The 14646-nt window shown below is 64.2% G+C and carries 12 protein-coding genes; 5 read left to right on the top strand and 7 right to left on the bottom strand.

Going from position 1 to position 14646, the window contains the following annotated elements; all coding sequences use genetic code 11:
* The first annotated feature begins 8 nt into the window (after positions 1-8).
* Genes ABB29_RS01110 through ABB29_RS01095 form a run of 4 tightly spaced genes read left to right on the top strand, consistent with a single transcriptional unit; the run spans position 9 to position 5308 of the window.
* On the top strand, positions 9-1298 hold the full coding sequence (locus ABB29_RS01110; RefSeq protein ID WP_057656755.1) for a D-tagatose-bisphosphate aldolase, class II, non-catalytic subunit: 1290 nt from the start codon (positions 9-11) through the stop codon (positions 1296-1298).
* The gene (locus ABB29_RS01105; RefSeq protein ID WP_245622503.1) at positions 1279-2460 is read left to right on the top strand and encodes an SIS domain-containing protein; all 1182 of its coding nucleotides are present in this window, start codon (positions 1279-1281) and stop codon (positions 2458-2460) included. The genes ABB29_RS01110 and ABB29_RS01105 overlap by 20 nt, the downstream gene beginning before the upstream one ends.
* On the top strand, positions 2457-3401 hold the full coding sequence (locus ABB29_RS01100) for a BadF/BadG/BcrA/BcrD ATPase family protein (protein WP_057656754.1): 945 nt from the start codon (positions 2457-2459) through the stop codon (positions 3399-3401). Before ABB29_RS01105 ends, ABB29_RS01100 begins: the two co-directional genes overlap by 4 nt.
* A gap of 59 nt (positions 3402-3460) precedes the next feature.
* Positions 3461-5308 carry an NPCBM/NEW2 domain-containing protein gene (locus ABB29_RS01095; RefSeq protein WP_057656753.1) on the top strand — a complete coding sequence of 616 codons (1848 nt, stop codon included), beginning with the start codon at positions 3461-3463 and terminating at the stop codon, positions 5306-5308.
* A gap of 144 nt (positions 5309-5452) precedes the next feature.
* On the opposite strand, the gene ABB29_RS01090 is transcribed toward ABB29_RS01095, so the two are convergent.
* Complete coding sequence (locus ABB29_RS01090) at positions 5453-5818, bottom strand: hypothetical protein (RefSeq protein ID WP_057656752.1); 366 nt, start codon at positions 5816-5818, stop codon at positions 5453-5455.
* A 147-nt stretch (positions 5819-5965) separates the two neighbouring features.
* Positions 5966-8452, bottom strand: a complete 2487-nt coding sequence (gene hrpB, locus ABB29_RS01085; RefSeq protein ID WP_057656751.1) for an ATP-dependent helicase HrpB — start codon at positions 8450-8452, stop codon at positions 5966-5968.
* A 77-nt stretch (positions 8453-8529) separates the two neighbouring features.
* Here hrpB and ABB29_RS01080 point away from each other — a divergent pair, with 77 nt between their 5' ends.
* Positions 8530-9321: a TatD family hydrolase gene (locus tag ABB29_RS01080; RefSeq protein WP_057656750.1), complete on the top strand. Its 792-nt coding sequence runs from the start codon at positions 8530-8532 to the stop codon at positions 9319-9321.
* A 168-nt stretch (positions 9322-9489) separates the two neighbouring features.
* Here ABB29_RS01080 and ABB29_RS01075 read toward each other — a convergent pair whose 3' ends face one another.
* From ABB29_RS01075 to ABB29_RS01055, 5 genes are all read right to left on the bottom strand, one after another.
* The gene (locus ABB29_RS01075) at positions 9490-10722 is read right to left on the bottom strand and encodes a bifunctional alpha/beta hydrolase/OsmC family protein (RefSeq protein WP_057656749.1); all 1233 of its coding nucleotides are present in this window, start codon (positions 10720-10722) and stop codon (positions 9490-9492) included.
* A 360-nt stretch (positions 10723-11082) separates the two neighbouring features.
* Entirely contained in the window at positions 11083-11538 is a 456-nt protein-coding gene (locus ABB29_RS01070) for a hypothetical protein (RefSeq protein ID WP_157062433.1), read from the bottom strand.
* Positions 11539-11567: 29 nt separating this feature from the next.
* Positions 11568-12080 (bottom strand): hypothetical protein, encoded by a 513-nt coding sequence (locus ABB29_RS01065; RefSeq protein ID WP_057656747.1) that lies wholly within the window; start codon positions 12078-12080, stop codon positions 11568-11570.
* Between the two features lie 279 nt (positions 12081-12359).
* Positions 12360-13934, bottom strand: coding sequence for a peptidoglycan-binding protein (locus ABB29_RS01060; RefSeq protein WP_157062432.1), 1575 nt, complete (start codon positions 13932-13934; stop codon positions 12360-12362).
* The gene (locus ABB29_RS01055; RefSeq protein WP_157062431.1) at positions 13870-14523 is read right to left on the bottom strand and encodes a hypothetical protein; all 654 of its coding nucleotides are present in this window, start codon (positions 14521-14523) and stop codon (positions 13870-13872) included. The genes ABB29_RS01060 and ABB29_RS01055 overlap by 65 nt, the downstream gene beginning before the upstream one ends.
* Positions 14524-14646: the final 123 nt, after the last annotated feature.

Genomic DNA, 14646 nt, shown 5'->3' with positions numbered 1-14646 from the left:
CAGCCCCCATGCATGCCCTGCTCGACCTCATCGCGCGACACAAACAAGGCCACGCCACCGGCGTGACCTCGGTTTGCTCGGCGCATCCCATCGTCATCGAAGCGACGCTGCGCCATGCCCAGCGCCACGACCAGGATCTGGTGCTGTTCGAAGCCACCTGCAACCAGGTCAATCAGGATGGCGGGTATACCGGCATGCGTCCTGCCGACTTCGTCGCCTTCGTGCACGCCATTGCCGACCAGGTGGGCTTTGATCGCTCGCGCATCGCTCTCGGCGGCGATCATCTGGGCCCGAATCCGTGGACGGCGCTGCAGGCCGATGCCGCGATGGACAAGGCCGAGGCGATGATGGCGGCCTACGTGGCAGCCGGCTTCCGCAAGATTCATCTCGACTGTTCCATGGCCTGCAGCGGCGATCCATCACCATTGCCGGAAGCCGAGATCGTGCGCCGTGCCGTGCGTCTGGCGCGCGCGGCCGAAGCGGCCTGGACAGAGGCTGGCGGCGAAGCGCCGGTCTATGTGATCGGCACCGAAGTGCCGGTGCCCGGTGGTGCCACCGAAGATCTCGAAGGACTGGCGGTGACCACCCCGCAAGCCGCGCTGGCGACCATCGAAGCGCATCGCGTCGCCTTTCTCGAGGCCGGCCTGGAGCCGGCCTGGCAACGCGTGCTGGCCTCGGTGGTGCAGCCCGGCGTCGAATTCGACCACCATGCGGTGATCGACTACGACCCGGCCAAGGCGGCGGCTTTGAGCCAAGCCATCGCAGCCACGCCGCGGATGGTCTTCGAGGCCCATTCCACTGACTACCAGACCGCTGGCGCGCTGGCCGCGCTGGTCCGTGATCACTTTGCCATCCTCAAGGTCGGGCCGGGCCTGACCTTCGCCCTGCGCGAGGCGCTCTGGGGCCTGGACGCGATCGAGCGCGAATGGATTGACCCGCACCAGCAGGCACGCCTGCGCGATGTCGCAATACGACGCATGCATGAGCAACCGGTGCATTGGCGCCGCTACTACCATGGCAACGGTCACGCGCTGGACATCGATCTGCAGTACAGCCTCAGCGATCGCATCCGCTACTACTGGCCGGATGCCAGCATCGAGCTGGCGCGCAGGCAACTGTTCGACAACCTGCGCGACAACCCGCCACCGATCTCGCTGGTCAGCCAGTTCCTCCCCCATGCATTGCACGCGCTGCGCAACGGGACCGCGACGCTCGATCCGCAGTCCCTGGCGATGGCTCACGTCAGTGCCGTTCTCGATGACTACCACCATGCCTGCCATGACCATGACCGCTCCTGACCTGCTCGGCATTGCCGAGAAAGAACTGCTGGCCACTGGCGCGATCTGGACCGCGCGCGAGATCACCCAGCAACCCGCCATGCTCGAACGCACCCAGGCACTGGTTGCGCAACTGCATCCACAACTTGAAGCCTTCGCCGGCGCTATCACCGGCAATCCCGCGGCGCGGGTGATCCTGACCGGTGCCGGTACCTCGGCCTACATCGGCCAGTGCCTGGCACCGTTGCTGGACCGCCGTCTGGCGGCGCGGGTCGATGCGGTACCGACCACTGATCTGGTCTGCGCGCCGCGGTTGTATCTTGATCCCGCGCAACCGTTGCTGCTGGTTTCGTTCGGTCGCTCCGGCAACAGCCCGGAAAGCCTGGCGGCGGTGGAACTGGCCGAATCACTGGTCGACGAGGTACGTCACCTGGTGGTGACCTGCAATCCCGATGGCGCACTGTCACGGGTGCCGGTGGCGCATTCAATGACCCTGCAGCTGCCGGAGGAAACCCACGACACCAGCTTCGCGATGACCTCCAGCTTCAGCTGCATGATGCTGGCCACCGTCGCCGCACTGCTGCCAGCTGGCGAACTGGCCTCCCGGATCGCCCCGATTGCCCATGCGACCCAGGCGGTCATCGAACAATCGTTGACGTTGCTGCAGTCGCTGGCGAACGCGCGCCACGACCGCGTGGTGTATCTCGGCAGCGGACTGCTGCAAGGTCTGGCGCGCGAGGCCACGCTCAAGCTCGGCGAACTGACCAACGGTGCGGTAGCCACCTGCTACGACTCGCCGCTGGGCTTCCGCCATGGTCCCAAGACATTCATCGATGCCAACACGCTGGTGCTGGTCTTCGTCTCCAATGATCCCTATACCCGTCGCTACGATCACGACCTGATTGACGAATTGCGGCGTGACGGTCGTGCCGCGCGGGTGATCGAAATCAGCGCCAGGCCGCGTACCGCTGTCAGCGCCGACACACTACTGGTACCCGGTCTGGCGGATGCGCAGGATCTGGATCTGCTGTGGCCTTATGTCGCCGCCGCGCAGATCTACGCGTTCCTGCATTCGCGCGCGCGCGGGGTGACGCCGGACAATCCCAATCCTTCCGGCCTGGTCAATCGGGTGGTCCAGGGCGTGCAGTTGTATCCGTTCGGGAACGACGGGTCCGCGACATGACCGGCGCGTTGTACCTGGGCGTGGATGGCGGCGGCACCAAGACCCGCTTTGCCGTGATCGACGAGGCCGGCACGCTGCTGGCCGAGGCCCAGCGCGGGACCACCTATCATCCGCAGATTGGACTGGAAGGCGTCAACACGGTCCTGGCCGAAGGCACTGCCGAGGTCCTCGCGCAAATGCGGCGGACACCGGCGGACATCACCCACGCCTTCTTCGGTCTGCCCGCCTATGGCGAAGACAGCCGCGCCACCCGCGCACTGCAGGCGATTCCGGCGCGGGTGCTGGGGCATGCGCGCTACGCCTGCGACAACGACATGGTCTGTGGCTGGGCCGGCTCACTTGCCTGTGCCGATGGCATCAACATCATCGCCGGCACCGGCTCGATGGGCTATGGCCGGCGCGGCACCAGAGCAGCGCGCGCGGGCGGCTGGGGTGAGGCATTTTCCGATGAGGGTTCGGCCTACTGGATCGCCATCCAGGGTCTCAACGCGTTCTCGCGAATGAGCGATGGCCGGCTGCCGCGCGGCCCTCTGCACGCCATCCTGCGCGAACATTTCCAGCTCGGTGACGACGACCTCGACATCTGTGCCCATGTCTATGGCGAAGACGTTGGCAGCCGCGGCGAACTGGCCAGGCTTTCCCCCTGCGTGTCGCGCGCGGCACAGGCTGGTGACGCGGTGGCCGCGGCTATTTTCGAACAGGCCGGCCGCGAGCTGGCGGCGATTGCCGATGCCTTGCGCGTGGCGCTGGGTTTCGCGCCCGGTGAGCGCGTGCCGTTGTCCTGGTCCGGCGGTGCGTTCAGTGCCGGTGAGTTGCTGATGCGTCCATTCCAGGCCGCATTGCAAGCCGCCAGTCCAGCGTTCGAGTTGCACACGCCGCTGCATCCACCGCATTACGGAGCCGCGCTTTACGCCCGGATGCTGGCCGCCACCGCGGCCTGATGAACCCCCTACAGATGCCCTGACCTGCCGCTTCCGTTCACCCGGCCAAGGACACACCGATGAAGCCGCTGCTGCTTGCCGCCCTGCTGGCCATTCCCGCCCTCAACGCCAATGCCGGTGATTATCCGCAAGCACTGCAGCCCAGCGGTCGCTTCAGTGTCTACGGCCACGGTGCGGCGGCGACGCCGCCAATGGGCTGGAATCCCTGGAACGCGTTCCGCACCGAAGTCAGTCAGGCACGGATGCTGGAGGTGGTCGATGTCATCCAGCGCAGTGGCCTGCAACAGGCCGGCTATCGCTACATCAACATCGATGATGGCTGGTGGTTGAAGCGCGCAGCAAGCGGAGACATCGAGATTCGTACTTCGATGTTCCCGATTGCCGGCCGTGCAGACGGCAGCACCAGCTTTCGCGCATGGACCGATCAACTGCATGCACGCGGTTTCAAGGCCGGCTTGTACACCGAAGCGGGTCGCAATGCCTGCTCGCAGGCGTTTGATCGGCACAGTCCCAATCTGCCGATTGGCAGGGTGGCCGAACGCGAGATCGGCCTGCAGGGTTTCGAGGCATCGGATCTGAAGATCATGTTCCAGGATTGGGGCTTCGATTACCTCAAGGTGGATGCCTGCGGCCTGGCCGATTTTGGCGAAGGCAGCGAGCCGGTCCTGGAGAGCGGCCATCGCGCCCTGCGTCCGCTGATCGTGCGCGACGATGCCCAGCGCACGGATCGCGATGCCGTGGAAACGCGCTATGCCCGCATCGGCCGCCTGCTGGCCGATCTCAATCCCGACAATGATTACGTCCTGTCGATCTGTCCCTGGGGCCAGGCGGGGGTGCGCGACTGGGGTGGCCAGTATGGGCATACCTGGCGCACCAGTCCGGATATCGAACCGAGCTGGGAAAGCATGCTGCACAACTTCGATTCGGCATCACAGCGTGAACTGTATGCCGGACCTGGACGCTGGAATGATCCCGACATGCTGGCCATCGGCCTGGGTGACTTCGACGCCGATCATCTGGTCGAGGCGCGCAGCCATTTTTCCCTGTGGGCGATGCTGTCGGCACCGCTGCTGATGGGATTCGACCTGACCCAGGCACCGGATGCCCTGCTCGAGCTGCTGCGCAATCCGGAGGTCATCGCCATCGACCAGGACGCCGCCGGCAACCAGGCCACGCTGGTGATCGACCAGCCGCCGTTGCAGGTGCTGGTCAAACCGCTGTCCGTACCCGGCGAACGCGCGGTGCTGCTGTTCAACCGCGGCGATGCGACGCTGCAGGCACAGGTCAATGCCACCCAGATGAAGCTGGCCGCGGGGCAGCCTTTCAGCACCCGCGATCTATGGCAGCAACGGGATTTCGGTTCCGGCCCCGGACCGCTGGATTTCACCCTCGGACCGCATCAGACGATCATGCTGAAAGTAAGCGGCACCCCGGTGGCCGGGCGCGGGCGGCTATTGAGCGAAATGACCGGCCGCATCCACGTCGCCGCAGACGGCCTGCGCAGCTACAGCACCAACCTGGCCGCCGCCGCCGGCACCCCGCGTGCGGATGTCACCCCGTATGGAGAACCTTTGCGGATCGCCGGAACCGACTACCACTACGGCATCGGTGCCCACGCCGATTCACGGTTGGAGGTCCGGACCGATGGCGAGTTTTCACGCTTCAGCAGCGACATCGGCCTGCAGGATGGGCCAATGGATCAGCACGATCAGGCGATCTTCCGCATCTACGGCGATCAACGGCTGCTGTTCGAGAGCCCGCCGATGACTGTTGGCCAGCACGCGGTTTCCGTCGACCTCGACATCAGTGGCGTGCAGGTACTGGAACTGGTAGCGGCCGATGCCACTGCCCGCAAAGAAGCGCTGAAAACGCCGCTGGTGACTTGGGCTGATCCGCGGCTGCAGTAGTTTCTGGTCGACGTCGCTGTTGCCGCCGTGATGGCTGCCGAGTGCGCGGAGGCCGCTCGCGTCGTCCTGCCACGGCTTCCAAGCCCCGCGCACTCGCTTCTGTTCAGCCGGCCAGCGATCATCTAAGCAATCGCTGGGCAACGCTTACTCTTCGCTGACGGCTTCGCGGGCGGCGCGACGGCGGCTGGCAGCGGTGGCGCGGGTCGGGCCACGGACGCGGCGCGCCTCGACCCGGCGCGAGCTGCCTTCCAGCGGCGCATTGGCCTGGTCGCGCTTGCGCTTGCGGTAGGCAGCGAAAGCCAGCAGGCCGAGGCCGGCGGCGGCGGCCACCATCACCGCCGGGTTGCGGCGGACGAAGGTGGTCGCGACCTTGCCACCGGTACGCACGGCGCCGATGGCCGCGCCGGTCTGCAGCAGCTTGCTGGTGTCGGGAACCGCATGGCGGATGCTGGTGCCGGCCTGCGAAGCCAGCTCCAGCGCACGGTCGGTGATGTCGGTGAATCTGCTCATGGTTCGTCCTTGCGATGGGAGATGAGCCTCAGTGTCCCTTGACCGGCGTTTACGAGGCGTTAGTGTCGGCCAGCAGCAGGGCGATGGATTTAGCTCGTTTTCAGCCACGCCGGCCTGCACCCCGACACCAGCTCAGGCCAGCGCGCTTCAAGTCCCTCTGGGCTTGGCGCGATGGGTCGCGGTTGCGCTCCAGGGGTCATCCGGCCACGGATGCTTGGGATAGCGTCCCTTCATTTCCTTCTTCACGTCCGGATAGGTCCGGTCCCAGAAACCACGCAGGTCCTGGGTGATCTGCAGCGGCTTGCCGCCCGGTGACAGCAGATGCAGGGTCAGCGCCACGCGGCCGTCGGCCACGCGCGGAGTATCGGCCAGGCCAAACAACTCCTGCAGCTTGACCGCCAGCACCGGCGCCTGCCCGTGTCGGTATTCGATGCGTCGTTCCATCCCGGAAGGAACGCTGATGCGGGTCGGCGCAAGCGAGTCGATCTGCTGGCGCTGTGACCAATCGAGCACTGACTTGAGTGCGTTCGACAGTTCCTCGCCCTGCAGTGCATCCAGACGCGTCTTGCCCTGCAATGCCGGCATCAACCAGTGATCCAGCGTCGCCAGCAACGCCTCGTCGGACAGGTCCGGCAACGCCAGCTCCGGCATCCATTCGCGCAGGCAACGGACCCGTTCGCACCACTGCTGCAGCGACTCGCTCCACGGCAACGAGGCCAGCCCGAGATCAGCCACGGCGGCGACCAGAGCGCTCGCTGCCTGGGCCGGATCGACACGGCCGGCGGGGCGCGATTCCAGCACGATCTGCGCGAAGCGCGTTTCCCGTTGAGCGCTCAAGGCAAGCCGGGCTGGATCCCAGCGCACCACGTCCTCGGTAACGAAGCTGTCGGCGAACTCGCTGCGCAGGAAACGCTCATCCACCGGTGCGGCACGTTGCACGCCAGCATCCTTGGCTTCGTAGCGCAGTTCGCTGATGGCAATCCACGGCTCGCCGATCAGGGCGCTGTCGGCAAACAGCCTGGCCATGCGTCCGTTGGCCAGCTGATAGCGCAGTGGATCGGCTGGATGGCGGAAGCCGATGCGGTCCGGGAAGCCATGGCTCAACAAGTCGCCCAGGCGATGCGCTTCGACCTGCGCCGGCGCTGGCGCATCCAGCCGCAGGCGCCGCCGCCATTGCCGCGCCGACGTGTCAATGGCGGCCAGGCCGGAGCGGTTGGCATCAGCTGGCGCCCGTCCCTCGCGCAGCGCAGCCAATGCCCGCCAGCGCGCGGCCAGTGCATCGCCGGCGCCGCGCAACGGGTCACGTGCCTCGATCAACGCAGCCAGGTCGCAGGCCAGTGCACGGTCCTCGTCACCTCCGGCGCGCAACAGCATCGCGGCCAGACGCGGATGGGTACCCAGGGCCAGCATGCGCTTGCCCAGCGTGGTGATGCTGTTGCCGGTATCGAGTGCGCCCAGCCGGCGCAGCAGGTCCCGCGCCGAGGACAGGGCGCCGGCGGGCGGTGTATCGACGAAGCGCAGATCATCACTGCCCCATGCCGCCAGTTCCAGCGCCAGCGAAGCCAGTTCGACCTGGGTGATTTCCGCACGTCGCTGCGGTTCCAGTCGTTGCGACTGTGGCCACAGCCGATAGGCCCAGCCTTCGGCGACACGGCCGGCGCGGCCGGCGCGCTGATCCGCCGACGACGGCGAAATCGCCACCACTTCCAGCCGCGAGAATCCGCTATTGGGGTCCAGCCGCGGCTCGCGCGCCAGGCCCGAGTCGATGACCACGCGTACCCCGGGCAAGGTCACCGATGATTCGGCCACGTTGGTCGCCAGCACGATCCGCCGCCGCCCCTGCGGGTCCTCTTGCAGCGCGGCCGACTGTTGTTCCACTGGCAGCTCGCCATGCAATGGCAGCACGATGCCATCGCACCCGGGCAACGTCGCCAGCAGCGATTGCATGCGCTGGATTTCGCGTTGGCCGGGCAGGAATACCAGCAGGTCGCCGGCGTGTTGCTGCAGCGCATGCTCGATCGCGCGACGGGTCTGCACCTCCAGTGATTCATCGCGCCGGGCCGGGAAATGGCTGATCTGCACCGGATGGCTGCGGCCTTCGCTGCTCAAGCGCGGTGCCTGCAGCCAGCGCGCCAGTGGATCGCCTTCCAGGGTCGCCGACATCACCACGATGCGCAGGTCTTCGCGCAGCTGCGCCTGCACGTCCAGCGCCAACGCCAGCCCCAGATCCGCCGACAGGTGGCGTTCGTGGAATTCGTCAAAGACGATGGCTGCCACGCCCTCCAGCATCGGGTCGTCCTGGATCATCCGGTTGAGGATGCCCTCGGTCACCACTTCAATACGGGTGCGCGCCGACACCCGGCTCTCGAAACGGATCCGGTAGCCGACGGTGTCGCCCGGCGCTTCGCCGAGTTGCGCGGCCATGAATCCGGCCGCGGCACGGGCCGCGACCCGCCTTGGCTCGAGCACGATGATGCGACCGTCACCGCGCCACGGCTGCGCCAGCAATGCCAGCGGCACCTGGGTGGTCTTGCCGGCGCCCGGCGGCGCCTCCAGCACCAGTCGCGGGTGCGTCTGCAGGCTCTGCGCAATCGCCGGCAACAGCTCTTCAATGGGGAAGCGGGTTCTGGTCACCCGCCAATTCTAGTGGCTGTCGTCCGTCCGGACAGCGCGGCTTAGCCAAGGGACGTGGCACGCTCTAGAATGCGCGGATGCAATTGATCGATATCGGCGCCAACCTTACCCACGACTCCTTCGACCATGACCGCGACGCGGTGCTGGCGCGCGCGCGCGAGGCCGGTGTGACGCAACTGGTGGTCACCGGCGCCAGCCGTGAGCATTCACCGAAGGCATTGCAGCTGGCGCAGGCGCATCCCGGCCAGTTGTTCGCCACTGCGGGGGTACATCCCCACCATGCCAGCGAATACACCGCCGAGTGCGATGCGGAAATGCGGGCCCTGCTCGGTCATGCCGAGGTGGTCGCGGTCGGCGAATGTGGACTGGACTACTTCCGCGATTTCTCGCCGCGTCCGGCACAACGGCGCGCGTTCGAGATGCAGTTGCAGACCGCCGCCGACATCGGCAAGCCGCTGTTCCTGCACCAGCGCGATGCGCACGAGGACTTCATCGCCATGATGAAGAACTTCGATGGCAAGCTGGGGCCAGCGGTGGTGCACTGCTTTACCGGCAGCCGCGAGGAACTGTTCGCCTACCTGGATCAGGATTGGCATATCGGCATCACCGGCTGGCTCTGCGATGAGCGTCGCGGGCTGCATCTGCGCGAGCTGGTCAGGCACATCCCGGCCAACCGGCTGATGATTGAAACCGATGCGCCGTACCTGTTGCCGCGCACGGTCAAGCCGCAACCCTCGCATCGCCGCAACGAACCGATGTACCTGGCCCACATTGTCGAGGAACTGGCCCGCGACCGCGCTCAGGACGTGGCCGACGTTGCCGCCCAGACCACTACCACCGCACGCGCGTTCTTCCGCCTGCCGGAATGACCTGCCACGGAGCTGGATCTGCTACCACGCGCCGCGCGCCGTCGCGCACGGCGGACGCCGATGCAACCTGACCGGTCGTGCCGTGCAGGCGTTGCTTCTGCTCTTGCCCCCACAGCGTCTGAAAGAACCGCGGCCTGAAAGGCAGGCAAGCGCGACTTCGCACTACGGCTAAGGGTTTTCCTGCTGCTGATCAGATGCCAGGCTGGTCCGGATCTTGATCTCGTTCTCCAGCGTGCGATGGACCGGGCAGCGGTCGGCAATACGCAATAGATCGGCGTGTTGCGCTTCACTGAGGTCACCAGTCAGCTCCAGCGTGCGGGTGATCTGGTCGATCTGGCCGCTGCTGGTTTCGCAATCGGCGCAATCCTCGGCGTGCACGCGTCCGTGCTGCAGTCTCACACTGACACCCTGCAACGGTATCTGCTTGCGTTCGGCATACAGGCGCAACGTCATCGAGGTGCATGCGCCGAGTCCAGCCAGAAGATAGTCGTACGGGCCCGGTCCTGCATCATCGCCACCGACATCGGCGGGTTCATCCGCGGCCAGCACATGCCGCCCGCTACGCACGACCTGGGTGAATTTGCCAGTCCCCGATTCGCTGACTTCGACGATCCCGGCCGGCAACGGCGTCGCATCCGCCATCGGCAGATAGTGGCTGGCCCAGGCCGCCAGCACCGTGGCGGCGTACTCGGCATCCTCGCGCCGGGTCAGTAGATGGTTGGCCTTGTCCAGCGACACAAAACTCTTGGGGTGCTTGGCACGCAGGAAGATCCGGCTGGCGCTGTCCACCCCGACCTGGGTATCAAGCGGCGAATGCATCACCAGCAGCGCCTTGCCCAGATGGGCGATGCAGTCGTCGATGCGACTGCTTTGCAGATCCTGCAGGAACTGGCGCTTGATATTGAACGGCCGGCCAGCCAGCGACACGGTCGCTTCGCCGGATCGGCTGATCTCGTCGCGCGAAGGTTCGCCAAACTGTTGCAGCACGTGGTCCGGCTCCGCCGGCGCGGCCAATGTGGCCACCGCGACGGATTCCGGGATTTCGTGCGCCGCCGCCAGTACCGCTGCTCCGCCCAGGCTATGGCCGACCAGCAACGCCGGGGCCTGGTGATGCTCGCGCAGATAGGCCGCGGCGGCCACCAGGTCCTCGACATTGGAGCTGAAATTGGTATTGGCGAAGTCACCTTCACTGTTGCCCAGGCCGGTGAAGTCGAAGCGCATGACCGCGATGCCGTGATCGGTCAGTGCACGGCTGATGCGTGCCGCCGCCACACTGTCCTTGCCACAGGTAAAGCAGTGCGCGAACAACGCAAACGCCTGCGGCCTGCGGGCCGGCAGCTCGAGGCTGGCGGACAGCTGGCTGCCATCATGACCGGTAAAAGTGACTTTCTTCGATGCCATCAAGGTACTCCTTCTGACAAGCGTGGCCAGGGAATCGCGCACGCCTTGGTTATTCACCCAAGCCTACGCAAGATCTTCCGCCACCGGTACCCTCGTGTCCGGATTCCACTTCCGGTCACGCCGTGTGTGCGTGGTGTTGTCCGGGCAGTGGTGAGCTGGGATCAACGGCTTGCTACTGATGCGTATAGCTGCGCTATGCGACCTTTTCCGCCTCGCTTCCCAGTGGCGGATCTTGCAGCTCCAGGCGTCCACCTACTCCGGGCTGTTTGCATACGGAGGATGCCGGGCGTGCTGCCCGGTCCGTGCCAACTGCCTTTGCCAACAGCCTGCGCGCTATTGCTCAGACCTCAGGCCTTGTAGTCACTCCGCACTTATCCGTGCATCGTCTCCCCGTCCCTCCACCTTGACTCGACTGCCTGCCTTGATATCACCCAATGTTTCCCCAAGCTGGGTGATGGCAAGTATTTTTCCGCTGTCCAGGCGGATCTTCACCATGTATCGTGTGGTCGGACCGCGGTCACTTACTTTTGCAGCGACGGCTTCGCCGACGGCCCCACCAGAATTGCTTTGCACCGCTGCATCGACCGCATCGTTCTTGCCGAGAAGACGTGGGCCAACCCAGACCTGCGCTAACTGGCCGATATTCCGTCCAAAGGACTTCTTTTTCTTGTAGGACTGGGTTTCATCGGTTCCGCGATTTTCTATCGGCTTTCTGTCGACCACAACTCCGTGGCGGACATCAGCAGCCGATGCCGGCGCGGCAACAGCCGGCCCCAGCGCCATCATCAACAGAACCACAAGATTGATTGCTTTCACGGAAATTCTCCATTTGTAGGTTGTCACAGCTATTCCTTCGGCTTTTCGACATCTCGGCTGCAAGTGTCTCCCTCGTAGTCCCAACGTCTGACGATGCCTTCTTTGTCGGCGTGGAAAGTAACAATGCATCTGACTGTTGCAGGGTGATAGACATCCTGTGTGTAGGTGGTATGGAATATGCCGCCGGGTCCTGGGGCTATCTCGGACCCGACCACCCTGTTTTCCACCCAGTCGGGATTCCAGGTCTCCCAGGTGTATGACGTCTCGCCTGTCTCATCATTCTCATCAATCTGGACGCGACCGCCATCGACCCGCAACTGTGTAAGAAGGTCGGCGGCGTCGCGTCCTATCCATGCGTCAGCTTTGGCAGTGGCACGCTTGCTCTCCTTCGCCTGCGCCACCAACACATACGAAGACAGCGATAAGAGACATAGCATCAAGACGAAATCACGAAAGCGGATATGGCCTGCAGGTGGACCGTGGTTATAGTCAGCGTTTGCGGCTCTGTTCAATGGCATAGGCTCGATCTCCTTGGTGGTCACCTACATGTTGTTCATCTACACAGGCAATCAGATACCTTTCGTACTGGCAGGGAACCTGGGTTGGTACTGGATTGCCAGCTTCAGAAGTTCCGCTATTGCCTTCTTGTCCAAAGTCGCGGATAGAGGTGTGCTTTTGGCGACACACCGTAAAGTACGAGTTGTCTCCCATCCCGCGCGTTGCGGATTCATGCCCCGGATCGGATGCGCTGGTAGCAAGCCGGGCACCCACGGCATTTACGTTTGTTGGACTCATTCTGCAGCTCTGTTCTCTTCGCTTGCCTAGCGCAGGACTTGCGCTGCCCCCGGCTGCTCACGTAACGGCTCAGGTGCTGGGTTGATCACCACCTGGCCTTCTTTCGGCTTCAGCAGTCGGCTGCTGTCAGCCAGGGTCTGGTTGAGCGCTTGTGTCGTGTCCACTGAGGCGTAGCGGTCACGGATACCGGCTTGTCCGTACTGGATGGCACTGGCCACAGCGCCATTCCTGTACAGCAATACCTCGTCAATGCGATCCAGCCCATCTGACCTGGCAGCGACCGTCAATGCCGCCGCCAGACAGTCGCTGTTGTGGTCGGACACGCGTCCTTGCTGGTTGTCCATGCGCTGCACGGCATTGCGCGCCTGCTTGAACAGTGAATGGTCGGGGTGGTCCGGGTGATTCAGCAGCGGCGCGGTTGCGGCCGTCCGCAGCGCGGCTGTGGTGTCCGGACCGACAATGCCGTCGACACTCAGGCCATGATCGCGCTGGAACTCGCGGACCGCTGCCGAAGTCGACGCATTGAACAGGCCATGGGTCGCCAGCGGCTGACTGCGCGCGTCTGAATAGCCGAGCTGGTTCAGTGCTTCCTGCAGGCTGCGGGTTGCGCTGCCATGCGTGCCCTGCTTCAACATCGACTGCTCGCTAAACTCGCTAACGGGTTGCTGCTGCAACTGTTCCGTCCGGGTCAGCGCACTGCGTACCCTGGGGCCCGCAACGCCATCCTCTCGCAGGCCATAGTCGCGCTGGAAGCTGAGCAACGCTTCGGCGGTTCGTTGACCAAAGCGACCATCTTCCTGCAATGCCAGTCCCCGGTCATCATTGAAGCCGAGCGCATTCAAGCGCTCCTGCAGCTGCCGTACCTGCGGGCCGGACATGCCCGCGACCAGCAGCGTCGGGGCATCCTCGCGCGGCGACGACGATTGCCCGCCAGGCGTGGGATGCGGCTGTCCGACGTTGTCGATCCGCTCCGCTGGCACGCCAAGGCGTCGGCGCACGAATGCCTCGTAATCCGCGAGGTACGGCATGACTTTGGTTCGCGAGAGCGACAAACCGCCAGATTCGTCGTTCGGGCCGTCATGATGGTATTTGTAGATGTATTCTTCGCCCTGCCCACGTGCCCGGGCCAGACGCTGGTTGTCCTGGAAATGGGCGACCAATGCTCTTGCCTGCAACGCCACAGCGGTTCGGTTGCTGTCATTCAGGCCGTATGCGGCACCGGTCTTGTTGATGAATTGTCCGATGCCATGCGCCGAGGTGGTACCGGCGGCGGCGTCAGGATTGAATCCGGATTCGGCTCTGGCGATCGCCAGCACGTGCGCTGTCTGCCTGGCGTTCAAACCAGCGTCGCGCGAGGTGTCGACCAGCAGGTCGATGACCCGCGACTGCACTTCCGGACTCGCGTCTCCCCAGATCGTGGAGTTGCCGGCCAGCCGGCCCGGCGTGCGGTCTATCGGGTCCCGATAGTGGCTGTAAGGTGCGATCTGGTCTTGCCGATAGGGATTGCCCCGCGCCTGCACCATGTCCTGGTAAATCTCATCCCCTGGCATCCCTGCTCTCCTTTTCGCACACTGGCTCGCCAGCTGCGTCCATGCGTACATCGCAAGCTAGGAACTCTATCTCCGGTTGCGACAAACCCAGCTGCTTGTGCTTTGCTTCAAACTCTTGATTGTTCGGATACTGCTTGTCATCACCTGGCAGCGAAGCATCCTGCAGTATCGCCGGCTGGCTGTGGGTCAGCTGCCTGCCGTCCTGGTCATACAGATAGTTCCACTCACAGAACTGGCAACCAAAAGGCAACTCACCGTACTGCACCACGAAGTATGACGAACCATCTTTTGCGGTCGCACAGCCCAAACCGACCGCCGTGTACTTGCTCATCTCAGCCGGATTATCCAGGTAACTTACCTTTGTGTCCGCGGTCTTCAGCGAAATTCTGGTCGCGCGACAGTCCAGCTTCAATGCATCTTCGCCTGCATGCGGGCAGTGAAGCTCAAGCTCCGCGTTGCCGCAGACCTTACTCATTACTACCGGGTCATCGTGTCCGGCACCACCGGCGGTTATCGCACGCTTTTCCGTCTGGACGGGATGTTGCGTGCTTGCAACTCCACCCACGCTCGCGTGCGGCGCGGAACCTGGCGAACAGCTGGCAAGCACAGTGACCAGCATTGCGATAAGAGATCGTTTCATGGGTGACATCTTCCATGCTGAAAAAAGGTGTTTTTGGCAGTCAGCTCGTCCCGGCTCTTCCAAAGATGCTTGTGTCTATCCGATCCTGATTCCAGCGATGTGTCTTCAAGGGTAAGTGGCTGT

It is taken from the genome of Pseudoxanthomonas dokdonensis, assembly GCF_001431405.1.
In the GTDB taxonomy this organism is placed as follows: Bacteria; Pseudomonadota; Gammaproteobacteria; order Xanthomonadales; family Xanthomonadaceae; genus Pseudoxanthomonas_A; species Pseudoxanthomonas_A dokdonensis.
The sequence above is the reverse complement of the archived record's forward strand: the minus strand, read 5'-3'. Positions and strand labels throughout refer to the sequence as shown.